The organism is Micromonospora arida, assembly GCF_042873195.1.
Classification (GTDB): domain Bacteria; phylum Actinomycetota; class Actinomycetes; order Mycobacteriales; family Micromonosporaceae; genus Micromonospora; species Micromonospora arida.
The window spans coordinates 1-21829 of sequence record NZ_JBIALC010000018.1; the positions used below are offsets into that span (position 1 = coordinate 1).

Sequence of the window (21829 nt, forward strand, 5' to 3'; positions counted from 1 at the left end):
GCGGGGGCGGGGGGGGCGGCCCCCCCCGGGGCGCGGCGGGGGGGGGGGGGCCCCGGGGGGGGGCGCCCCCCCCCCCCCCCGCCGGGGGGGGGTGTGGGGGGGGGGGGGGGGGCGCGGGGGGGCCCCCCCCCCCACGACAGTTCAGGAGCGGGAGCAGTTCGCCCCGTTGAGCGAGAAGCTGGTCGGCGACGAGTACGACCCGTTCAGGGTGCCCTGGTAGCCGAAGCTGGCCGTGCCTCCAGGTGCGATCGACCCGTTGTGGCCGACGTTACGGGCGGTCACCGCGGAGCCGCTCTGGCTCACCGTGGCGTTCCACGCGTTGGTGACCGTCTGCCCGCTGGGCAGGCTGTAGTTGAGCGTCCAGCCGTTTATCGCGCTGGAACCGGTGTTGGTGACCTGCACGTCGGCAGTGAAGCCGTTGCCCCACGAGTTGGCCGTGTACTTCACCGCGCAGCTCGCGCCACCGCCCGGCGGCGGGGTCGTCGGCGGCGGGGTGGTGGGGTTGCCGCCGCCGTTGACGTTGGCCGAGAACGAGGTCACCGCGAGGCCGACGCCACCCTGCCACGGCTCGAAGCCGGCCTGGATGCTGGTCAGGTACCAGGAGTTGGTGATCGCGCCCCGGTTGCGCGTGTCGTTGATGAAGTCCAGCACGCTGAAGTTCAGGCTGGAGATCGCGGACGACGCGACGTAGGAGATGACGTTGTTGGAGCCGTTGCTGCCCCGCCAGACCTCCCAGGTCCGGCCGGCCAGGTTCGTGGTGCCCACGACCGAGCCGATGGGCTGGATCGGGCCCTGCCGGTTGAGCCAGATCATGATCTCCATCTGGTTCACCCCGTCCCGCTTGGGCGACGGGTCCAGCCAGATGTCGTACGACGCGTTGTATGTGGCGCCGCTGACGTAGCGGTAGGAGATGCTGCTGGTGGCGCTGCTGATCTGGCTCACCTGGATCGGCAGGTTCGTGCCGGGGGAGCAGTTGGTGTAGTGACAACCGAAGAACACCGACGGGTACGCCGTGGGCGCCCCGTTGGTGGGGCTGCTGCCGTTCAGAGTGGTGATCTCGAAGCCGTTGTTGGTGGCGTTGATGCACTGCTGGGCGGTGGTGCCCCAGCGGTTGTTCTGCACCACGTAGCGGCCCTGGATGACGGTCGAGCCGTACTGTTCGCAGATCTGGGTGTCGGCGGAGGCGCTGCCGCCGAGGGCTACTGCCACCAGCGAACTGGCGACCAGCAACCCGGCGGCGGCCAGGGCCCGAAGTTGACGTTTCATGACACTCCTTGACTCGGCGCGTGCCGGGCGCCGGATGTGGTGGGGCAGTGCGGGAGCGCTCCCACGCTCAACGACACATTTACATGTCTGAAACTGGTACGCAACCGTCCGGGTCGAACTGGTGAATTGTGAGGATTGCCATCTCCCGCCGGACGGCTGGCTGCGGACGGCCAGCCAAGTGGCGCGGGTCGCCGACGGGCGGCGGGGTGCGGACCGATTGGGCCTGGTGTGCGCCGATCGCTCCGAGTAGCGTGTTGCCTCCAACGCGTGCCGCTCCCCCTCCGGAGGCGTACACCACCATGGGTGGCTCCCCCCTGCGCATCCTCGTCGTCGGCGCGGGCATCGCCGGCCTGGCCGTGGCCCGGGCGCTGCGCCTGGCAGGCTTCCGGCCCGACGTCACCGACAAGTTGCCGCCGGGGGAGTCCACCGAGACCGGTCTCTACCTGCCCGGCAACGCCGCCCGCGCGCTACACCGGCTCGACCTGCACGACCCGGTCCGGCCGATCGGGCAGGTGATCCGTCGGCAGCGGTTCTTCGACGCCGCAGGCGCGCAACTCTGCGAGGTCGACCTCGACGCCCTCTGGGCCGGCGTCGGCGAGTGCCGGGCGCTACCCCGGGCCGACCTGCACCGGGTGCTGCTCAGCGGTGCCGGCGGCGCCGTCCGGCACGGCGCCGAGGTCCGCACCCTGGACCTCTTCCCGGGCGCGGTCGGCGTCACCTTCACCGACGGCACCACCACGGAGTACGACCTGGTCATCGGCGCCGACGGGCCACGCTCCTCGGTCCGCGCCCTGGCCGCGCTCGGTGGGCCGCCACGCCCGGTCGGGCAGGTGGTCTACCGGGCCGTCCTGCGCGACGGTCCACCGGTCACCGAGTGGACCGCACTGCTCGGCCAGCGCTCCGGGTTCCTGATGGTGCCGATCGGGGCCGGGCGGCTGCACCTCTACGCCGACGAGGCCGGCACCGAGGAACCCGCCGACCCTCTCGCACGGCTGCGGGACCTCTTCGCCGACTACCGCGGCCCGGTGCCCGAGGTGCTGTCGGCCCTCGACGAGGTGCACGTCGGGATCACCGACGAGGTGGAGTTGGGCCGCTGGTACCGAGGCCGTGTCCTGCTGGTCGGCGACGCCGCGCACGCCACCGCGCCGACCCTGTCGCAGGGTGCGGCCATGGCCCTGGAGGACGCCGTGGTGCTGGCCGAGTCGCTGCGCGCCGCCAACAGCGTGGAGGCGGCGCTCGTGGCGTACGAGAGTCGTCGCCGTCCGCGTACCCGATGGGTGCGGGACCGGACCCGGGACCGCAACCGGACCAGGGACGTGCCACCGGCGCTGCGCGACCCGCTGCTGCGCGGACGCGGCGACCGGATCTTCGGAGAGCACTACCGGCTCCTGCTCGGCCCGCTGTAGATCCGTAGTAGATCGTGTCACGCCACCCCACGCGGCGCTGCGACCTGCCGGGGACTATCCTCCTTGCGGATGACGGCCCGCCGATAACCAGCGTGTGCCGAGCGGGACAACCGAGAACCGGAGGCCACTCGTGACCACCGTCGCACCCAAGCCGGTCGTGACCCGGCCCTGGCCGGTCCGGGAGCCGGTCAAGGGGTCGGCCATCGCGCGGCTGCTGCGAACCACGGACGCGAAGCAAATCGGGATCATGTATATGGTCACCGCGTTCGTGTTCTTCATGATCGGTGGCCTGATGGCCCTGGTCATGCGTGCTGAGCTGGCCCGACCCGGGCTGCAGTTCCTGTCGCCCGAGCAGTACAACCAGCTCTTCACGATGCACGGCACGATCATGTTGCTGTTCTTCGCGACGCCGATCGTGTTCGCGTTCGCGAACTACATCGTGCCGATCCAGATCGGCGCGCCTGACGTCTCCTTCCCCCGACTGAACAGCTTCGCCTACTGGCTGTATCTGTTCGGCGGGACGATGGCGACCGCCGGATTCATCACCCCGGGTGGCGCCGCTGACTTCGGCTGGTTCGCGTACGCGCCGCTGAGCAGCGTCGAGCACTCGCCGGGCGTCGGCGCCAACATGTGGATCATGGGTCTGGCCATCTCCGGTCTGGGCACCATCCTCGGCGCCGTGAACATGATCACCACGGTGCTGACCCTGCGCGCGCCCGGCATGACCATGTTCCGGATGCCGATCTTCACGTGGAACATCCTGGTCACCAGCCTTCTGGTGATCCTGGTCTTCCCGCTGCTGGCCGCCGCGCTCTTCGCGCTCGCCGCGGACCGCATCCTCGGCGCGCACGTGTACGACCCGGCAACCGGTGGGCCGATGCTCTGGCAGCACCTGTTCTGGTTCTTCGGGCACCCCGAGGTCTACATCGTGGCGTTGCCGTTCTTCGGCATCATCAGCGAGGTCATCCCGGTCTTCTCCCGCAAGCCGATCTTCGGCTACAAGGGTCTGGTCGCCGCGACCGTCGCGATCGCCGCGCTCTCCATGAGCGTCTGGGCGCACCACATGTTCGCGACCGGCCAGGTGCTGCTGCCGTTCTTCAGCTTCCTGAGCTACCTGATCGCCGTGCCGACCGGTATGAAGTTCTTCAACTGGATCGGCACCATGTGGCGGGGCCAGATCAGCTTCGAGACGCCCATGCTCTGGGCGGTCGGCTTCCTGGTCACCTTCCTCTTCGGTGGTCTCACCGGTGTGCTGCTGGCCAGCCCGCCGATCGACTTCCACGTGTCGGACTCGTACTTCGTGGTGGCGCACTTCCACTACGTGCTCTTCGGCACCATCGTGTTCGCGGTCTTCGCGGGCATCTACTTCTGGTTCCCGAAGATGTTCGGCCGGATGCTCGACGAGCGCCTGGGCAAGGTGCACTTCTGGCTCACCATGATCGGCTTCCACACCACGTTCCTGGTGCAGCACTGGCTCGGCAACGAGGGCATGCCCCGTCGGTACGCCGACTACCTGCCCAGCGACGGCTTCACCACGCTGAACATGATCTCCACGATCGGCGCGTTCATCACCGGTATCTCCACGCTGCCGTTCATCTACAACTGCTGGAAGTCGTACAAGACCGGTCCGGTGGTCGAGGTGAACGACCCCTGGGGTCACGGCAACTCGCTGGAGTGGGCGACCAGCAGCCCGCCGCCGCTGCGCAACTTCGACCGGATGCCCCGGATCCGCTCCGAGCGGCCGGCGTTCGACGCGAAGTTCCCGGAGTTGGCGGCCGGTGGCCAGAGCCTGGCCGGCCCGCCGGAGGGTGGCGCCAAGCCGCTCACCAGCGAGTCGGACGGCGGAGCCAGCTACCGCGAGGACACCGCGAGCGACGTCGACCGGCACTGACGCTCAAGCTCAGCAGTACGACGGGCGCCGCCCCCGGGACACCGGGAGCGGCGCCCGTCGCCATGTCCAGCCCACCGTCACTCCTACTGCTCGCCCTCGTTGCGGCCGCTCCCCATCGCTTCCTCCAGGCCCGCTCGGCGTCGGCCCGGTCCGGCCCGGTCTGGCGTCGGCGTGGCCCGCCCGGCGTCGGCGTGGCTCCGGGGCAGGCCATGTCCCTAGTGAGCGTGATGTCTGTGAGTCATCGTGATGACTCACAGACATCACGCTCACTGGCGTGTATGCCTGCCGGCTGTCGGGCGGACACAGCGATCTGCAGTTGTCCCGGCATGCCCGGAACTGGCCGGGCAGATGTAGCTGCGTCAGACACTGAATGCCTTGGCCGACACTGCCCCGCCCCACAGTGCCCGGCCGCCGCCCGGGACCCACCCGGTCCAGACGGCCCTGTCCAGGCCAGGCCGCCGAATCTGGGCCCGGCCGTTAGTGGGCGGCGGGAGTGAGGTCGACCTCGACGGGCTGCGGGGTGGCCGCGTCGGCGTTGCGGCGGCGGCGCAGCTCGATCGGGAGCACCACCAGGGTGACCAGCGCGCCGAGCGCACCGGTCACCACGAAGCCCCAGAGTGGCGCGCTGGCGTCGATCACCGCGCCGGCGAGCGGTGCGCCGACCGCGATGCCGACGGTGACCGCGGAGCCGTGCAGACCCATCGCCTCACCGCGTACCTCGGCCGGAACCAGGCGGCTGACCGCGTCCGAGCCGGCGGCGATGGTCGGCGCGCAGAGCGCGCCGGCGGGGATCAGCGCCAGGCACAGCAGCCACCAGTGCGCACCGCCCAGCCCCACCGGAATGGTGCAGAGGGCCAGTGCGGCGGTCAGCGCCAGCGGGGAGAACGAGCGGTGCACGGCCCCGTACGCGAAACCGCCGGCCAGCGAGGCGACCGCCCAGATGGCCAGGACCGCGCCGGTCCACCCGACCTCGCCGCTTGCCCGCAGGACGGCGACCACCGCCACGTCGGTGCCCCCGAGCACCAGGGTCGCGGCGGCGCTGAGCGCCAGGACCGCGAGCAGTCGGGGGGTCAGCCACTCCCGGCGCGGCACCCGGCGTTGGGGGCCGGTGGGCTCGGTGGCCTCCCGGATCGGTGGGTTGACCACCCACAGGGCGATCCCGGCGGCGACGATGCCGCCACCGACCAGATACATGGTGGTCTGCGCGGAGATCGCGGTGACCAGGGCCACCGCCAACGCCGGGCCGATCATGAAGGACAGCTCCACCGACATCGAGTCCAGTGCGTAGGCCGGGCGGCGTTGGTCCTCGGGGACCAGCGCGGCGATCGACTGACGGACCACGGAGAAGATGGGTAGGGCCAGGGAGCCGGCCACGAACGCGGCCGGAAGGAGCACGGGGTACGTCAGCGACGGCGCGGTGGACCAGAAGATCGCCTCGGCGACGGCGGTGAGCACCAGGACCGGGCGCAGTCCACGTCGGTCCACGAGTCGGCCGAGCAGCGGCCCGCCGATCGCCGCGCCCACGGTCACCGCCGCACCCACCAGGCCGGCCGCCCCGTAGCCCCGATCAAGATCGAGAACCACGTGGAAGGTCAGCGTCACCCCGGTCGCGGTGAGCGGGATGCGGGCGAGGACGGCAACCAGTAGCAGCGACCGCAGGCCGGGCAGGGCGAGCGCCCGCCGGTAAGGCTTCATGTTCACGTGGGTCCGTACCTCCGGCGACATCCTCGACCGGCGGCGGCCCCTTGGCCAACCAATTAGCGCCTCATGCGGCCCTGATCACAGGCTGGCCGTGCATGATCACCCCGGCGCCCTCCATCGCGCGCAGGGCCACGTCGGTGGTCGCCGGGGCGACGGCGGCGGTCAACTCCAGCAGCACGGTGGTGGCGAAACCCTCCCGGGCGGCGTCCAGCGCGGTCGCCCGGACGCAGTGGTCCGTGGCGATGCCGACCACGTCGACCCGGTCCACGTCACGCCGGCGCAGCCAGTCGGCCAGGCACTCGCCGTCGTCCGCATGTCCCTCGAAACCGGAGTACGCCGCTGCGTGCTCGCCCTTGTGGAAGATCGCCTCGACCCGGGCGGTGTCCAGCTCCGGGTGGAACTCCGAACCGCTGGTGCCGACCACGCAGTGCCGGGGCCAGGACTCCACGAAATCCGGCGGATCGCCGAAGTGGGCACCCGGGTCGACGTGGTAGTCCTTGGTGGCGACCACGTGCGTCCACCGGTCCGGCTCGGTGGCGAGTAACCGGGAGATGCCGGCGGCCACCCCTGCGCCGCCGACGACGGCCAGCGAGCCGCCCTCGCAGAAGTCGTTCTGCACGTCCACGATGATCAGCGCGTTGGCCATCGGGGGGTTTCCTCTCTCCGCACGGTCGGTCGGTGGCGCTCGGGGATGACTCAGCCAGCGGGTACGACGGTGACCGGCACGGCCGGGTCGCCGGCCGAGAGCTTCAGTCCCTCCCACGGGATGGAGATCAGACACTCCCGCAGGTGCTCCCGTGACTCGTCGAGGGTGGGCAGCGGCACCGACTCACCGGCGACCACGTACGACTGCTGGAGCAGGCGGTCGTTGGGCTGCCGGTCGGGAACGCCCTGCGGGACGATGACCTCCTCGGTGGCGGTGCCGGTCGGCTTGTGCCGACGGACCGCGACCTTCCGGCCGCCGATGGTCGCCTTGTGCTCGGAGCGCTTCACCACCGGCCGTCCCTCGACCTCGACCAGTTTGTAGACCAGCCCGGCGGTCGGTGCCCCGGAGCCGGTGACCACGGCCGTGCCAGCTCCGTACATGTCCACCGGTTCGGCGGCCAGCGCGGCGATCGCGTACTCGTCCAGGTCACCGGAAACGATGATCTTTGTCTCGGTGGCGCCCAGCGAGTCGAGCAACTCCCGGGACTGCTGAGCGATCACCGCGAGGTCGCCGGAGTCGATCCGTACCGCCCGCAGGTCCGGCCCGGCCACCGCGATGGCGTTGCGGATGCCCTGGCTGATGTCGTACGTGTCGACCAGCAGCGTGGTGTCCTTGCCCAGCGTGGCGACCTGCGAGGCGAACGCCGCCCGCTCGTCGTCGTGCAGCAGGGTGAACGCGTGCGCCGCCGTGCCCGCCGTCGGGATGCCGTAGCGCGCGCCGGCCGCGAGGTTGGACGTGAACCGGAACCCGGCCAGGTAGGCGGCCCGCGCCGCGGCCACCGCCGCCTCCTCGTGTGCCCGACGCGACCCCATCTCGATCAGCGTCCGGCCCCGCGCCGCGGTCACCATCCGGGCCGCCGCGGCGGCCACCGCGCAATCGTGGTTGAGCACGGACAGCGCCAGCGTCTCCAGCACCACACATTCGGCGAAGCCGCCGGAGACGGTGAGGATCGGTGAACCGGGGAAGAACAGCTCACCCTCGGCGTACCCGTCGATGTCGCCGGTGAAGCGGTAGTCGGTGAGCCACGCCGCCGCCGCCTCGTCGACCACCCCGGTCCGGAGCAGGAACTCGACCTCGGTGGGGTCGAACCGGAAGTCGTGGATCAGCTCGATCAGCCGGCCCGTCCCGGCGACCACGCCGTACCGGCGGCCAGTGGGCAGCCGGCGGCTGAACACCTCGAAGACACACCGGCGGTCGGCGGTGCCGTCCTTCAGTGCCGCGCTGACCATGGTCAGCTCGTAGTGGTCGGTCAGGAGCGCGGGGCGGTGGATGCTCACCGCCCCAGCCTAAGGTTCAGCTCAGGTCGCCGCCGTCGTGGCCCGGGATCGAGCGCAACGCCGCCCACAGCTCGGCCCGGCCGGTGACGCCGAGCTTGGCGTAGATCCGTTGGAGGTGGTTCTCCACGGTGCGCGCCGAGAGGTAGAGCCGTTCGGCGATGGCCCGGCTGGGAGCGCCGTGCGCGGCGAGGCGTGCCACCTGCCACTCCCGCTCGGTGAGCACGGGCGCCCCGGCCTGGAGCGCCGGCGTCCGGATCAGGTCACAGCGCCCGAGCAACCCGGCGAGGCGCTCCCGGGCGTCGTTGGCGGCAGCCGAGTGCCGCCGGCGCAGCCGCTGGACGGCCTGGGAGGTGGCCTCGGCGGCGTACACGGTCAACTCCAGGGCGGCATAGTCGTCGGCGACAGCGAGCAGATCGGTGGGAGAGTCGGTCACCGCCGCGCGGGCGTGCCGGGCCAGCAGCGGCGGGAGCACCCCGTCGACCCGCTCGGAGAGCTCGGCGAGGCGTTGCGCGACGGTGCGCCGACCACCGTCGAAGCAGGTGGGGCCGACCGCCATGCCCGCCTGGTCGAGTCGGACGAGGTCGTGCAGGACATGCACCTCGTGCCCGGCGAAGTCGTCCGAGCGCAGCCGATCCACCAGGTCACCGAGGTGTTTGACAGCGCCCGGCAGGTCGCCCGAGGCGGCGAGTGACGCGCCCCGGGCCTGCTCCAGCCACGGGTAGAGCACCGCCATGCCCGGCGCGTGGGTGCGGTCGGCTTCGGCCATCGCCGCAACCGCCTGCACGGCGTCACCACGCAGCGCCGCCGCCTGGGCGCGTTCGGCCTGGGCCAGACCGGCGTAGACCCGACTCGTGGCCAGCACCGCGCAGGCACCCAGCGAGGTCCGCATGGCCGCGTCGCTCTGCCCGCGCAGCCGGGCCGCGTACGCCTGGAGGATGGCCAGGTAGCCGGTGCCGAGGCGGAAGTCGCCGGCTCCGGCGAGGTCGGCGAACTCGTCGGCCACGATCGCGTCGATCCCGGCGAGGTCGCCGGTGAGCATGAGCCGGGTGCCTCGGGCCAGCTCCAGGGCCAACTGGAGGTACGGCATGTCGGTGCGCCAGCTCGCTGCGGCCGAGTGCACCTGGGCGATCGCCGTACCGCTGCGGGTCAGCTCGCCCTGCGCGGCCTGGACGTACGCGATGGTGGAACGGGCCAGCTCGCGGGCGGCGACGCCGGCCGCCGGCCGGTCCAGTACCCGTCGGCTGAGCCGCACCGCGGTGGCCGTGTCCAGTCGGTGCAGGCGCATGATCGCCTCGAAGGCGTGCACCCGGGACCGGTCGGCGGAGTCGCTGAGCTGCTCGACCCGGCTTGCGATCTCCTCCACCGTGGACTCCTGGCTCAGCCCCCAGTAGCTGACCATGCCGCGTACGGTCAGCCAGCGGCAGAGGCGCCGCTCGTCGCCGGCCTCGGGGGTGACCGCGTCGAGGACGTCGATCGCCTCGTCGGGCCGGTCGGCGAACATCAGGATGGTGGCCAGCAGCTCCGCCGCGTCGTAGCCGCCGTCGGCGTCCAGCGCGGCCCGCGCCAGGCGGGTCGCCAGCGGCACGTCGTAGCGGGTGAACGCCTGCACCGCTGCGTCCAGCAGCAGAGCCGGATCCTGTGCGGTGCCCGAGTCGAGTTGCCAGACGGCCACCCGCAACAGGTCGTCGCGTCGGCGTTTGCCGACCTGCTCAAGCAGCTCGGCGAGGTGTGCCTGAAGTCGGCGGGTGCGGCTGACCGGGCAGCGACGGCGCATCACCTCGCCGTAGAGCGGGTGCGCCAGCCGGACGTTGGTGCGCCGGTCGTGCTGAATGACGGTGATCAGCCCGCGTTCCTCGGCGGTCTCCACGTCCGACTGCTCGGCGGCCTGCCGCAGGAGGTGCAGGCCCAGTGGTTCACCGAACGCGACCAGCTCGACGACCGCGCGGACGCCGTCGGTGAGCTTGCCGACCCGGGTGTCGATGAGGTCGGTCAGGTTGGGCGCCAGTTCCAGTCGCCCGGTCCACTTCCAGATCCCGTACGTGCGCTTCAACTCGGCGCTGCCGTTGGCGGCGTGCACCAGCTCGCGCAGCAGCAGCGGATTGCCGGCCGACAGCCGGCCGAGCCGGTCGGCGGAGCCGGCGTCGACCGGGCCGCCCAGGATCGCCGCCAGCAGGTCGGTGGTCTCCTCCTGCGGCATCGGGGTCAGCTCGACATGTTCGACCAGGTCGTCGGTCCAGAGTGCACGGATCGGCAGCGGGATCTGCTCGCCGTCGCGCAGGGTGCCGACCACTGTGGCGTTCTCGGCGCGGGCGACCAGATGCACAAGTGCGGCCGAGGGGGGATCGAGCAGGTGGGCATCGTCGATGGCGAGCACGATCCGTCGGCCGGCCGCCTGCTGTTGCAGCACGTTGAGCGCCCAGCGCAGGATGCCGGCGGGGGAGAGGCCCTGGGGCTGCTCGGCGGGGAGGACCTGGACCAGCCCACCGAACGGCAGCGCGGCGGTGGTGGCGCTGGCGGCGATGGACCAGATCGCGAACCGGTCGGTGGGCAACGCGCCCACGCCCTCGCGCAGCAGCCGACTCTTGCCGATGCCAGCGCTGCCGCTGAAGAAGAGCCCGCGGCCGGCCTCACCGGTCACCGCCTCCAGCAGGCGGTTCAGCTCACCCGTGCGGCCGACGAACTCCCATCGACTCATTCGCGCAGCATATCGACCGGAATCCGTCCGCGCCCGCACCGTCACGGTGCGAAGTTGAGTATTCGCACAATTACCGCTGAGTATTCGAGGTGTTCCGCCCGGTCGTCAGCCCGCCCGTAGTCTTCCGAACATCCGGGTTGACGTACCGGAACTTTCGTGACCGGACGTCCGGTCACCTGCAACGGGAGGCACCTGATGAAGCAGGGCCCTCTCCCCTCGGTCGATTCGCCGGACGACATGACCGGCCCAACCGACGTACCCGTCTGCGGCCCTCTCCCCACCCGGGTCGGCGTGTCCGGCGCCGCCCCGGACGAGCCGCTCGGTGTGGTCGCCGTCGGGCCGGCCGGTGCTGAGCGGCGTGCCGTGCTCGCCACCCTGCTCGAGCTCGACCCGGTCATGCTCACCGTGCCGGCGGGCAGTTGGTTGGTCGTGCGCGACGCAAAGGTTCCCACCCGCGCGGCGTTCGTGCCCGGCTACCGCCAGCCGCACTCGTACGGCGCGGACCGGGACGCCGCCGGTCCGGCGTTGGCCCGCCCGCCCCGGCGGGTCGAGCTGAGCGTGCCCCAGCCGCTGCTGCGGCACTTCACCCTGGTCGACGTTCCGGACACCGCCACCCTCGGCGTGTCCGGCACCCGGGTGCTGCTCGAAGCGGCGGGTCGAGCCGGCGCGCTGCTCTTCGTGATCGCCGCCGACCAGGCCTTCACCGCCGTCGAGTTGAACCTGCTCGCTGAAGTCGCCCCGACCTCGGTGGAGGTCGTCTTCGCGGTCACCCCCGGCGCGGCGGGGTGGGCTCCGCTGGCCGACGGCACGGCGACTACGGAGGGCGCGGGGGCGTCCGTCCCGCCGGTCGGGGGTGCGGAGACCGAGGTGGACGCGGTCGCGGTGACGGTGGAGGCGCATCGGGCGGCGCTCCTGGCCGCGGTGCCGGCGCTGGCCGGTGCGCGGTGGTTCCCGGTCGACGGGGCCGACACCGCCGCCGACCTGCGGCGGGCGCTGGTGGGTTGGGCGTCGCGTGAGGGGTTGCAGCGGGCCAGCGTCGACCCACCGGTCCTGCCGGGCCAGCAGGGTCGCGTCGCCGTGGCCGCCGATCCGGGTGGCTGGTCCGAGCGGCTCGACCGCCACGCCCGCTCGTGTTCGCAGCGGATCCGCCAGCACCTCGCCCTGGAGTTGGCGAACATCCACCTTCGGGCCGTTCAGGAGATCGTGTTCGGAGTCGGCTGTGCCGGCCTACCGGATCTCCTCGACCGGGAGATGGCGGCGTTGTCGTTGTTGGCCACCGCGCAGTGCGATCAGGCGGTGCGCGGCATCATGACCGACGTCGCCTCCCAGGTGCTCGGCGCGCCACCGGCCGAAGGCGTGCGCCGCCGGATCGCCGCCGCGGTGCAGTACGGCCTGGCCGATCACCGGCCCGGCCACGAACTGGACAAGGTGCTGTTGATCACCAGCACGGCCGGCGTGGCCGAGTTGACCGGCCTGGAGGCGATCGACGCCGCCGCCAGCTATCCGGTGGCGTCCCGGGACGAGGTGCTCCCGCCCATTGCGGTGGCGCTTTCCGGCGGGTGCTGGCAGCAGTGGCGTACGCCCGGCAACGGCGACCACAGCGCGGCGCGTGCCTGGTCGCAACGGGCGGTGCGTGAGGTCGAGTTGGGGTTGTCCAGGGAGATATCCCGACGGTTCGAGGTGATCCGCCTCTCGCTGGGCGTGGTGCTCTCCGATGCAGTCGATCACGGCATTCTGCTCGCCTGACGGCGCGCCCACCGGTTGGTCCGGGTCCGGGCCGGGCCTCACCTCCGACGGCGTCCGGGGCGGGTCGGGAGGGCCCGGGGTGGGTGATCCGCGCCGGGCCGGCGTTCCGGTTCCTCGGTTCCGGGAAACCGGTGGCACGATGGGGGGCATGGCGGCTCCGCAGGTTGCACCGGTCGAGACGCCGGACACTGACGAGGTGCCGGCGTCCGACCGGCAGTGGGTGACGATCGTGTGGGACGACCCGGTCAATCTGATGACGTACGTGACCTGGGTCTTCCAGAAGCTTTTCGGCTACAGCCGGGAGAGGGCCGAACAGCTGATGCTGGACGTGCACCACAAGGGCCGTGCCGTGGTCTCCACCGGTGCCCGCGAACGGATGGAGCACGACGCGTCGCAGCTGCACGCGTACGGGCTGTGGGCGACGGTGGACAGATCATGAGCATGTTCCATCGCCAGGCCGGTCACTACGTCGCCGTGTTCGCCGTCGACGAGGTGCGGGTGCTGCGCAAGGTCGCCAACGAGGTGGTGGGTCTGCTCACCGATGGCTTCGACCACACCGACCCGGTGGTCGGTCGGCTCTTTCCGGCGGTCTACCCACAGGACGCTCCGGGCACCGCCGAGTTCCGCCGCTACACCGAGGGCGACCTGAAGACCGCGAAGATCGATCAGGCGGGGGCGATCCTGGCCGCGTTGCCGGACGATGCCGGTGGCGAGGTGCGGCTGGACGCCGAGGCCGCCGAGGCGTGGTTGCGGGCACTGAACGACGCCCGGCTCGCGATGGGCGTCCGCCTGGAGATCAAGGACGGCACGGATCTGGGCGAGGAGTTGGACGACGCGGTCGCTGAGGACCCCGGTTCCAGCCGGGTGTTCCAGCTTTCGGTCTACGCCTATCTCGGATATCTACAGGAGTCGCTGCTCAACGCCTTGATCGACTAGGGGTGACCGGCACCACTTCGGCCCGCGCCCGGCAGGCGTTAGGCTGGTACACGTGCTGAGCATCGACCGGTCGATCATCGACGCGATCGTCGCCCACGCCCGCCGGGATCACCCTGACGAGGCGTGCGGCGTGGTCGCCGGTCCCGTCGGCAGCGACACCCCGACCCGGCACATTCCGATGGACAATGCCGCGCGGTCGATGACCTTCTACGAGTTCGACTCGATGGAGCACCTGCGCGTGTGGCGGGAGATGGACGACCGGGACGAGGAGCCCGTCGTCATCTACCACTCGCACACCGCCACCGAGGCGTACCCGTCGCGGACGGATGTCTCCTTCGCCGGTGAGCCGGGAGCGCACTACCTGCTCGTGTCGACCCGTGAGCCCGACTCGGAGGAGATCCGGTCGTTCCGGATCGTCGACGGCGTGGTCACCGAGGAGCCGGTCCGTGTCGTGGAGGCCGGTGTCGACCCGCACGCCGTCCAGTCCTACATGTTCGGGCAGAGCCCGGCGACGGTCGATTACGAGTGTTCCGGCCGCTGACCTGTCAGCGTCGCAGCCGTCTCGTCCCGTCACCGTAGGCACACCCGATCGAGGAGTTCCACATCATGGCTATTGAGGTTCGCATCCCCACCATCCTGCGCAGTTACACCGGCGGCGCCAAGGTCGTCGACGGCACCGGCGACACGCTCGCCGATCTGCTCACCGACCTGGATTCCCGGCACGGCGGTCTGCGCGGCCGGCTGATCACCGACGCGGGCACGCTGCACCGCTTCGTCAACGTCTACGTGAACGACGAGGACGTCCGGTTCCTGGGCGCGCTCGACGCGAAGCTCTCCGACGGCGACAGCGTCACCATCCTGCCGGCGGTGGCGGGCGGCGCGTTCGGCTTCGCCGCGGCAGCGGCGATCAGTTCGCACAGCGCCGCGGCAGCGGCGATCAGCTCGCACAGCATCAGCTCGCAGAGCGCCGCCGTCGCGGTGGCCCGCGGCGCCGTCGCGGCTCGCTGAGGTCGGCCGCCATGGCGCGGTACGACAGTCTGCTCGACGCCAGCGGGGGTACGCCGCTGGTCGGCCTGCCCCGACTCTCTCCGACGGTGCCCGACGGGGCCCCTCCGGTGCGGCTCTGGGCCAAGCTGGAGGACCGCAACCCCACCGGCAGCATCAAGGACCGCGCGGCGCTGTTCATGGTCCGGGCGGCGGAGGAGGCTGGTCGGCTCCGTACGGGTGACACCATCCTCGAGCCGACGAGTGGCAACACCGGCATCTCGTTGGCGATGGTGGCGAAGCTGCGCGGCTACCGGCTGGTCTGCGTCATGCCGGAGAACGTCTCCACCGAGCGGGTGCAGCTGCTCCGGATGTACGGGGCCGAGATCATCTTCTCGCCGGCAGCGGGTGGGTCCAACCAGGCGGTCGCCACGGCGAAGCAGATCGCCGTCGAGCACCCCGACTGGGTGATGCTCTACCAGTACGGCAACGAGGCCAACGCGCGGGCGCACTACGAGACGACCGGGCCGGAGCTGCTGCACGACCTGCCCAGCATCACGCACTTCGTGGCCGGGCTGGGCACCACCGGCACCCTGATGGGCACCGGGCGTTACCTGCGGGAAAAAGTCGAGGGCATTCAGATCGTGGCCGCCGAGCCGCGCTACGGCGAGTTGGTCTACGGCCTGCGCAACATCGACGAGGGGTACGTTCCGGAGCTCTACGACGCCTCGGTGCTCTCCCGGCGGTTCTCGGTCGGCACCCGGGACGCGGTGTTGCGTACCCGCCAGCTCGTGGAGGTGGAGGGCATCTTCGCCGGGTTCTCCACCGGTGCGATCCTGCACGCCGCGCTGGCGGTGGCGCACGAGGCGGTGCGCGACGGCCGCCGGGCCGATGTGGCCTTCGTGGTCTGCGACGGCGGGTGGAAGTACCTGTCCACCGGCGCGTACGGCGGCACCCTCGCCGATGCCGAAGACGCCCTGGACGGGCAGCTCTGGGCCTGACCGATCTGGTCTGCCGACTACGGGCCGTCGACATTCGTCGACGGCCCGTGCGCTTCCCGACGTACCGCGAGCGCGTGTCACGTTCGTGACAACTTCCGTTGGATGATTCTTGCTGCCGGGTGCGCCAGCGTAGGCTGCGCAGCGTGGCGTACGCGTCGGTAGAGATCATAGCCGGGACCGTCGCCGGCGCGGTTGCTACTGACAGTGACAGCGAGACCACTCGATGCGACTGACCGTTCTGGGAAGCGCCGGCAGTTTCCCTGGCCCCGAGTCGCCCTGCTCGGCCTACCTCGTCGAGGCCGACGGCTTCCGGCTCCTGGTCGACTTCGGCTCGGGATCGCTGTCCAGCCTCCAGCGGTACGCGGGGTTGCACGCCCCGGACGCCATCCTGCTGACCCACCTGCACTGTGACCACATGTTCGACGCCGTGCTGTATGTGGTGGTACGCCGGTACGCCCCGGACGGCCCTTACCCGGCGCTGCCGGTGTACGCGCCCGCCGGAGCGCCGGACCGGCTCAGCGCCGCGTACGGCGACGACGGTTCGGTGGAGGACGTGTACCAGTTCTACGCGCTCCAGCCGGGCACCTTCCCGATCGGCCCGTTCGCCGTCACCGTCGACCGGGTCAACCACCCCGTCGAGACGTACGGCGTGCGGCTGGAGCACGACGGTCGTTCGCTGTGCTACTCGTCGGACACCGCGCCCTGCGAGGCGCTGCTGCGGCTGGCCCAGAACGCCGACGTGTTCCTCTGCGAGGCCAGTTACCTCGACGGCATCGACAATCCGCCGGATCTGCACCTGACCGGTCGGGAGGCCGGCGAGGCGGCGACCAAGGCCGCGGTGGGTCGGCTGCTGCTCACCCACCTGGTGCCCGCCTGGGGCAGCGAGGCGCACACGTTGGAGTCGGCCGCTTCCGCGTACGCCGGGCCGCTCGAGGTGGTCCGGCCCGGCGCCAGCTACGACGTCTGACGCAGCACGCCCGGTTCGCGAGTCCGGCCGGCGGTCGCCGGGTTCCTCGGTGTGCACGTCGCGAACGTTCCCCGGGGCACCGCGAGCGAGGTGGATCGCCGCACCGCATAGGGTGCAGGCATGGCGCGACCTGACGGGCGAGGGCCCTCTCAACTTCGACCGGTGACCCTGACCCGAGGCTGGAGCACCCATCCGGAGGGCTCGGTTCTCGTCGAGTTCGGCGGCACCCGGGTGCTCTGCACGGCGAGCGTCACCGAGGGGGTGCCCCGCTGGCGCAAGGGCTCCGGGCTCGGCTGGGTGACCGCCGAGTACGCGATGCTGCCCCGGGCCACCAACACCCGCTCCGACCGGGAAAGCGTCAAGGGTCGGGTCGGTGGCCGTACCCACGAGATCTCCCGGTTGATCGGCCGTAGTCTGCGGGCCAGCATCGACCTCAAGGCGCTCGGCGAGAACTCGATCGTGCTCGACTGCGACGTGCTCCAGGCCGACGGCGGCACCCGCACAGCGGCGATCACCGGCGCGTACGTCGCCCTGCACGACGCGGTGGGCTGGCTTGCCGCCCGCAAGTCGTTGGCCGGCAAGCCGGAGAAGGTGATGCACCGCTCGGTGGCCGCGGTCAGCGTGGGGGTCATCGCCGGGGAGGCCCGGCTCGACCTCTGCTACGAGGAGGACGTCGCCGCCGAGGTGGACATGAACGTGGTGTGCACCGGCGCGGGCGACTTCGTCGAGGTGCAGGGCACCGGCGAGGCCGGCGTGTTCGCCCGCGACCAGCTCGACGCCCTGCTCGACCTGGCCGTCGCCGGCTGCGCCGAGTTGGCCGAAGCCCAGCGAAAGGCGCTCGGGTGAGCGCGAGGAGTGAGCTTGCGAGCCCCGCAGTCGCGAACAAAGGTGATTCAGCATGAACAAGGTCCTGCTCGCCACCCGTAACCGCAAGAAGCTGGTCGAGCTGCAGCGGATCCTGGACGGCGCGCTCGGCGCGCACCGGATCGCCCTGCTCGGGCTGGACGACGTCGAGCAGTACGCGGAGCTGCCGGAGACCGGCCTGACCTTCGGCGAGAACGCGCTGATCAAGGCGCGGGAGGGCTGCCGGCAGAGTGGGCTGCCGACCATCGCCGACGACTCCGGCCTCGCGGTCGACGCGCTCAACGGCATGCCGGGGGTGTTCAGCGCCCGCTGGTCCGGCCAGCACGGCGACGACCGGGCCAACCTTCAGCTGGTGCTGGACCAGATCGCCGACGTCCCGGACGAGCAGCGGGCCGCCTCGTTCGTCTGCACCGTGGCGTTGGTGCTGCCCGGCGGCAAGGAGCACCTCGTCGACGGCAGGCAGTCCGGGCGGGTGCTGCGCGCGCCGCGCGGTGACGGCGGCTTCGGCTACGACCCGATCTTCCTGGGCGACGGGCAGGACCGGACCAACGCCGAGCTGACCCCGGCCGAGAAGGACGCGATCAGTCACCGGGGCAAGGCGTTGCGCGAGTTGGCCAAGCTGGTCGCCAAGGTACTGCCGCCGTCCGCGGGCTGAGACCGGGCTTGTCCGATTGACACCTGCGGGGTGGCGGAGCGATCGGTCGATGACATGTACTGATCTCGGGAGTCCGGGGAATCCGGATTGGCAGGTTGTCGGGGAGACGGGATGGCATGGGCCGGTAGGCGTGGTGTGCTGGCGGCACTGATGGGTGTCGGCCTGCTGGCCGCCAGCGGTGCTCTCCTGGCCTTCTCGGCCGACAAACCGGAGAGCGCGGCGCGTGGCGCCCGGGTCGTCGACCCCATTCCGCCGGCGCCACCGTTGACCCAGTCGCGCGATCCCCGCAGCGGGTTCGTCCACCCGGGTGTGCTTGTCAACAGCGCGCAGTTGAACTTCGTGAGCGGCAAGGTGAGGGCGGGCGAGGAGCCTTGGCGCTCGGCCTGGTTGGCCATGCAGCGCAGCCAGTACGCCGAGCTTTCCTGGCGTCCTCGGCCGGTTTCCACTGTGAACTGCGGCTACTACTCCCAGCCGGACACCGGTTGCACCGCGGAGGCCGAGGACGCGGTGGCCGCGTACACGCATGCTCTGATGTGGTGCTTCACCCGTGACCGTAGGTACGCGGAGAAGGCAATCGACATCCTGGACGCGTGGTCCGGCGTGGTCAAGAAGCACACCAACTCCAACGCACCGCTGCAGGCGGGGTGGGCCGGGGCGACGTTCGCGCGAACCGCAGAGCTGATCAAGCACACCTACACCGGCTGGGATCCCGCCTCTTTGGCGCGGACCGAACGGATGCTCCGGAAGGTCTACCTACCGGTGGTGCTCGGTGGCACCGATGGCATCAGGGCGGGGAACTGGGGCCTGATCATGCTCGATGCGGCCGTCGGCATCTCGGTGTTCCTCGACGACCGGGCTTCCTTTCTCAAGGCGATCGAGAAGTGGCGTATGCGCCTGCGGGCGTACGTCTATCTGCGCGGCGACGGGGCCATGCCGTACGCGCCGCCCGGCGATGCCCTCACGAAGTCGCAGCTCACCGAATACTGGGGCGGGCAGACCATGCTCGTCGACGGGTTGGCGCAGGAGACCTGCCGGGACTTCCTGCACACCGGTTGGGGTCTCGCGGCGGCGGCGCACGTTGCCGAGACAGCGTGGATCCAGGGCCGCGACCTGTACGCGGAGGCACGCGAGCGGTTGACCCGCGCACTGGAGTTCCACAGCGGACTCGAGTCGGGCGGGTCGGTGCCGCCCTGGCTGTGCGGCGGTCAGCTCGTGACCGGGTTGGCGCCGTCACCCGAGGTGGCCTTCAACCACTACGGCACCAGGATGAAGCTCGACCTGCCGAACACCAGACGGGTCGTGGAGGCGGACCGGCCCGCCGGCCCGCCCGCCTACTTCTACGCCTGGGAGACGTTGACCCACGCCGGAGATCCGAACTGACGCGTCCACCTCGCGGTATGCAGAACGAGGGGACGCGCGGCGGGTGGCGGAACCGGCTCCCGGTCAGCGGGACGGGGCAACAAACGTATACCCTCGCCGTCGCCACCATTCTGTGGCGGTGTGGCCGCTGCGCGCCATGGTGTTACCCCTACCGATCTGGTGAGGCACAGTGACGGATTCGAAGCAGACCTCTCCCGGGGTGGTGCGACCGGAGATCCAGGCGTTGCGGGCGCTCGCGGTGCTCCTGGTGCTGCTGTTCCATTTCTGGCCGAACCGGATCCCGGGCGGATACGTCGGCGTCGACGTCTTCTTCGCGATCAGTGGCTTCCTCATCACCGCCCACCTCGTGCGGGAGGTGGAGAAGACCGGGTCGGTCCGCCTCCGCACCTTCTGGGCGCGCCGGATCCGGCGTCTGCTGCCGGCCTCTCTGCTCGTGCTCGTCGCCACCGCGGGGGCCGTCTTCGTCTGGGTGCCGCAGCTCTACTGGTCACAGATACTCCGCGAGATCGCGGCGGCGACGGTCTACGTCGAGAACTGGCAGCTGGCGCACGACGCCGTGGACTACCTCGCCGCGGAGAACGTCAGGTCGCCGGTGCAGCACTACTGGTCGCTGTCCGTGGAGGAGCAGTTCTACCTGGTCTGGCCCCTCCTGATCGTCCTCGCCGTCCTGGTCGCCCGCCGGATCCGGCGGACGGACCCGATCGGCGCGATCCGGGTCACGCTTGCGCTGATCGTCGCTGCCTCCTTCGCGTACTCCGTCTACGAGACGTCCGCTAACAGCGCCGCGGCCTACTTCGTGACGCCCACCCGGGCCTGGGAGTTCGGGGCCGGCGCGATGCTCGCCACGTTGCCGGGGCTCGGACGGTCGGCGAGTGACCGCACTCGGGCGGCGGTCTCCTGGTTGGGCTTGCTCCTGATCGGTATCGCCGCTTTCCTCCTTCATTCCGGGACACCGTTCCCGGGCTACGCGGCGGCGCTTCCCGTCGTCGGTGCGCTCGCCGCCATCTGGGCCGGCGCTCCCAGCCCACGCTGGTCTCCGCTGCGGCCGATGGCCTCGACGGTGGTCCAGAAGCTCGGCGACTGGTCGTACTCCATCTACCTCTGGCACTGGCCGCCAATCGTGATCTTCGAGCTGGCGACCGGCGACAAGATGACCTGGCCGGTGAAGCTCGTCGTCATCGCCGGTGTGGTGGTGTTGGCCGCGTTGACCAAGCGCCTCGTCGAGGACCCGGTGCGGTTCGGCTTGTTCAGCGGTGGGCGGCGGCTGTGGCCGCAGTACGCGGCTGCGGCGATGTCGATGGTGCTGGTGCTCTCCGTCGTCGTCGCCGGCAACCGACTGGTCGAACAGAGCGGCAAGGCGAACAACTCACGCCTTGAGCAGTTGATGGCCGCAGGGACGCCGTGTCTCGGTGCGGGCGCGATGGTGGAGGCGCAGCGTTGCGAGCCCGGCGCCCTCGGCCAGGAGTTGTTCCCCGAGATGTCGATGCTCACCAAGGACACGGGTTCCGCGTACGACTGCTATGACCAGGAGCCGGGCGCGACACTCACGTCGTGTCGTGTCGGTTCGCAACGGGCCGACGCGACGCGCGTCGCGCTCGTGGGCGACTCGCACGCCGCCATGCTCATCCCCGCCATCGAGGGGCAGCTCGACTCGCGGAACTGGGCGGTCGACACCTACGTCGGCCGCGGCTGCATCTGGGCGAAGGTGGATGCCGTAGACCAGTCCGACCCGTGCTACGCGCGACGGAACGCGATGATGCAGCGGCTCGGCGACGGCCCGAAGTACGACCTCGTCATCGTGACCGGCAAGCGCAATGCGAGCGCCAACCCTGAGGCGGCGGCCGGCCAGATCCGCAGGTACGTCGAGGCGTGGCGCCCGGTGCTGGAGCGGGGAACCAGGATCGTCGTGGTGGCGGACAACCCGGGGCTCGGGGCGACGGACCTCGGCTGCCTGGTGGACGACGCGGCGAACGGTGGGGACCCGACGCGGTGTGCGGTCGACCGGCAGACCGCGCTCGGCACCCGGGACGCTCTTGAGGAGGCGGCGAAGCGGAGCGACGGCAAGGTGCAGATGGTGGACCTGACCGATCTGTTCTGCACCGCGACCCAGTGTCCGTTGGTGATCGGTAACGTCATCGTCTACCGCGACGCGCATCACATGACGGCGACCTACGCGCGCACCCTGGGGCCCCAACTCGTCGAGCGTGTCGCGGCACGTCTCGCACCCTGACGGCCAGTCTGCGACCCGCGCACCGCGCGATGCGTCCCAAGGGTCCGGAACGATCGGCCACGGTCGCGCGACTGCCCGCCCAGGGTGGGCGAAAGAGGGGAAATCCGCCTGCTGTCGGGACGAT

The 21829-nt window shown here is 70.9% G+C and carries 18 protein-coding genes; 13 read left to right on the forward strand and 5 right to left on the reverse strand.

What is annotated here, in order from left to right; all coding sequences use genetic code 11:
- Window positions 1-141: 141 nt before the first annotated feature.
- Entirely contained in the window at window positions 142-1266 is a 1125-nt protein-coding gene (locus ACFYP0_RS31500; RefSeq protein ID WP_124862183.1) for a GH12 family glycosyl hydrolase domain-containing protein, read from the reverse strand.
- A 299-nt stretch (window positions 1267-1565) separates the two neighbouring features.
- On the opposite strand from ACFYP0_RS31500, the gene ACFYP0_RS31505 reads away from it, so the two are divergent.
- Together ACFYP0_RS31505 and ctaD are read left to right on the forward strand one after the other, a co-directional pair.
- A complete protein-coding gene (locus ACFYP0_RS31505) occupies window positions 1566-2672 on the forward strand; it encodes an FAD-dependent monooxygenase (RefSeq protein ID WP_355494277.1) in 1107 nt (368 codons plus the stop codon).
- Between the two features lie 130 nt (window positions 2673-2802).
- Entirely contained in the window at window positions 2803-4563 is a 1761-nt protein-coding gene (ctaD, locus tag ACFYP0_RS31510) for an aa3-type cytochrome oxidase subunit I (RefSeq protein ID WP_124862177.1), read from the forward strand.
- Window positions 4564-5040: 477 nt separating this feature from the next.
- On the opposite strand, the gene ACFYP0_RS31515 is transcribed toward ctaD, so the two are convergent.
- Genes ACFYP0_RS31515 through ACFYP0_RS31530 form a run of 4 tightly spaced genes read right to left on the reverse strand, consistent with a single transcriptional unit; the run spans window position 5041 to window position 10942 of the window.
- Window positions 5041-6288: an MFS transporter gene (locus ACFYP0_RS31515; protein ID WP_355494276.1), complete on the reverse strand. Its 1248-nt coding sequence runs from the start codon at window positions 6286-6288 to the stop codon at window positions 5041-5043.
- A gap of 40 nt (window positions 6289-6328) precedes the next feature.
- Window positions 6329-6910 (reverse strand): isochorismatase family protein, encoded by a 582-nt coding sequence (locus ACFYP0_RS31520; RefSeq protein ID WP_355494275.1) that lies wholly within the window; start codon window positions 6908-6910, stop codon window positions 6329-6331.
- A gap of 50 nt (window positions 6911-6960) precedes the next feature.
- On the reverse strand, window positions 6961-8247 hold the full coding sequence (locus ACFYP0_RS31525; protein WP_355494274.1) for a nicotinate phosphoribosyltransferase: 1287 nt from the start codon (window positions 8245-8247) through the stop codon (window positions 6961-6963).
- Window positions 8248-8263: 16 nt separating this feature from the next.
- Window positions 8264-10942, reverse strand: coding sequence for a LuxR C-terminal-related transcriptional regulator (locus tag ACFYP0_RS31530; protein ID WP_355494273.1), 2679 nt, complete (start codon window positions 10940-10942; stop codon window positions 8264-8266).
- Between the two features lie 195 nt (window positions 10943-11137).
- Here ACFYP0_RS31530 and ACFYP0_RS31535 point away from each other — a divergent pair, with 195 nt between their 5' ends.
- From ACFYP0_RS31535 to ACFYP0_RS31585, 11 genes are all read left to right on the forward strand, one after another.
- Entirely contained in the window at window positions 11138-12688 is a 1551-nt protein-coding gene (locus ACFYP0_RS31535; RefSeq protein WP_386998436.1) for a hypothetical protein, read from the forward strand.
- A 148-nt stretch (window positions 12689-12836) separates the two neighbouring features.
- Complete coding sequence (clpS, locus tag ACFYP0_RS31540) at window positions 12837-13127, forward strand: ATP-dependent Clp protease adapter ClpS (RefSeq protein WP_088946433.1); 291 nt, start codon at window positions 12837-12839, stop codon at window positions 13125-13127.
- A complete protein-coding gene (locus ACFYP0_RS31545) occupies window positions 13124-13624 on the forward strand; it encodes a DUF2017 domain-containing protein (RefSeq protein ID WP_124862162.1) in 501 nt (166 codons plus the stop codon). Before clpS ends, ACFYP0_RS31545 begins: the two co-directional genes overlap by 4 nt.
- 52 nt (window positions 13625-13676) lie before the next feature.
- Complete coding sequence (locus ACFYP0_RS31550) at window positions 13677-14165, forward strand: Mov34/MPN/PAD-1 family protein (protein WP_030487200.1); 489 nt, start codon at window positions 13677-13679, stop codon at window positions 14163-14165.
- Between the two features lie 65 nt (window positions 14166-14230).
- Window positions 14231-14632, forward strand: coding sequence for a MoaD/ThiS family protein (locus tag ACFYP0_RS31555; RefSeq protein WP_124862159.1), 402 nt, complete (start codon window positions 14231-14233; stop codon window positions 14630-14632).
- Between the two features lie 11 nt (window positions 14633-14643).
- Window positions 14644-15609, forward strand: coding sequence for a PLP-dependent cysteine synthase family protein (locus ACFYP0_RS31560; RefSeq protein WP_124862156.1), 966 nt, complete (start codon window positions 14644-14646; stop codon window positions 15607-15609).
- 223 nt (window positions 15610-15832) lie between these two features.
- Window positions 15833-16576, forward strand: coding sequence for an MBL fold metallo-hydrolase (locus ACFYP0_RS31565; RefSeq protein ID WP_124862153.1), 744 nt, complete (start codon window positions 15833-15835; stop codon window positions 16574-16576).
- Between the two features lie 120 nt (window positions 16577-16696).
- Window positions 16697-17422, forward strand: a complete 726-nt coding sequence (gene rph, locus ACFYP0_RS31570; protein WP_355494271.1) for a ribonuclease PH — start codon at window positions 16697-16699, stop codon at window positions 17420-17422.
- 52 nt (window positions 17423-17474) lie between these two features.
- Window positions 17475-18095, forward strand: coding sequence for an RdgB/HAM1 family non-canonical purine NTP pyrophosphatase (rdgB, locus tag ACFYP0_RS31575; protein ID WP_124862148.1), 621 nt, complete (start codon window positions 17475-17477; stop codon window positions 18093-18095).
- Window positions 18096-18206: 111 nt separating this feature from the next.
- On the forward strand, window positions 18207-19475 hold the full coding sequence (locus ACFYP0_RS31580) for an alginate lyase family protein (RefSeq protein ID WP_355494270.1): 1269 nt from the start codon (window positions 18207-18209) through the stop codon (window positions 19473-19475).
- A gap of 169 nt (window positions 19476-19644) precedes the next feature.
- Complete coding sequence (locus ACFYP0_RS31585) at window positions 19645-21705, forward strand: acyltransferase family protein (protein WP_386998437.1); 2061 nt, start codon at window positions 19645-19647, stop codon at window positions 21703-21705.
- Window positions 21706-21829: the final 124 nt, after the last annotated feature.

What these genes read in the sequence shown, in the direction of transcription:
- ACFYP0_RS31545 (WP_124862162.1), top strand. Translation starts at nt 13,124, where the DNA reads ATGAGCATGTTCCATCGCCAGGCCGGTCACTACGTCGCCGTGTTCGCC.
- ACFYP0_RS31505 (WP_355494277.1), top strand. Translation starts at nt 1,566, where the DNA reads ATGGGTGGCTCCCCCCTGCGCATCCTCGTCGTCGGCGCGGGCATCGCC.
- ACFYP0_RS31530 (WP_355494273.1), bottom strand. Translation starts at nt 10,942, where the DNA reads ATGAGTCGATGGGAGTTCGTCGGCCGCACGGGTGAGCTGAACCGCCTG.
- ACFYP0_RS31535 (WP_386998436.1), top strand. Translation starts at nt 11,138, where the DNA reads ATGAAGCAGGGCCCTCTCCCCTCGGTCGATTCGCCGGACGACATGACC.
- ACFYP0_RS31565 (WP_124862153.1), top strand. Translation starts at nt 15,833, where the DNA reads ATGCGACTGACCGTTCTGGGAAGCGCCGGCAGTTTCCCTGGCCCCGAG.
- ACFYP0_RS31560 (WP_124862156.1), top strand. Translation starts at nt 14,644, where the DNA reads ATGGCGCGGTACGACAGTCTGCTCGACGCCAGCGGGGGTACGCCGCTG.
- ACFYP0_RS31515 (WP_355494276.1), bottom strand. Translation starts at nt 6,288, where the DNA reads ATGTCGCCGGAGGTACGGACCCACGTGAACATGAAGCCTTACCGGCGG.
- rdgB (WP_124862148.1), top strand. Translation starts at nt 17,475, where the DNA reads ATGAACAAGGTCCTGCTCGCCACCCGTAACCGCAAGAAGCTGGTCGAG.
- ACFYP0_RS31555 (WP_124862159.1), top strand. Translation starts at nt 14,231, where the DNA reads ATGGCTATTGAGGTTCGCATCCCCACCATCCTGCGCAGTTACACCGGC.
- rph (WP_355494271.1), top strand. Translation starts at nt 16,697, where the DNA reads ATGGCGCGACCTGACGGGCGAGGGCCCTCTCAACTTCGACCGGTGACC.
- ACFYP0_RS31520 (WP_355494275.1), bottom strand. Translation starts at nt 6,910, where the DNA reads ATGGCCAACGCGCTGATCATCGTGGACGTGCAGAACGACTTCTGCGAG.
- ACFYP0_RS31500 (WP_124862183.1), bottom strand. Translation starts at nt 1,266, where the DNA reads ATGAAACGTCAACTTCGGGCCCTGGCCGCCGCCGGGTTGCTGGTCGCC.
- ACFYP0_RS31580 (WP_355494270.1), top strand. Translation starts at nt 18,207, where the DNA reads ATGGCATGGGCCGGTAGGCGTGGTGTGCTGGCGGCACTGATGGGTGTC.
- clpS (WP_088946433.1), top strand. Translation starts at nt 12,837, where the DNA reads ATGGCGGCTCCGCAGGTTGCACCGGTCGAGACGCCGGACACTGACGAG.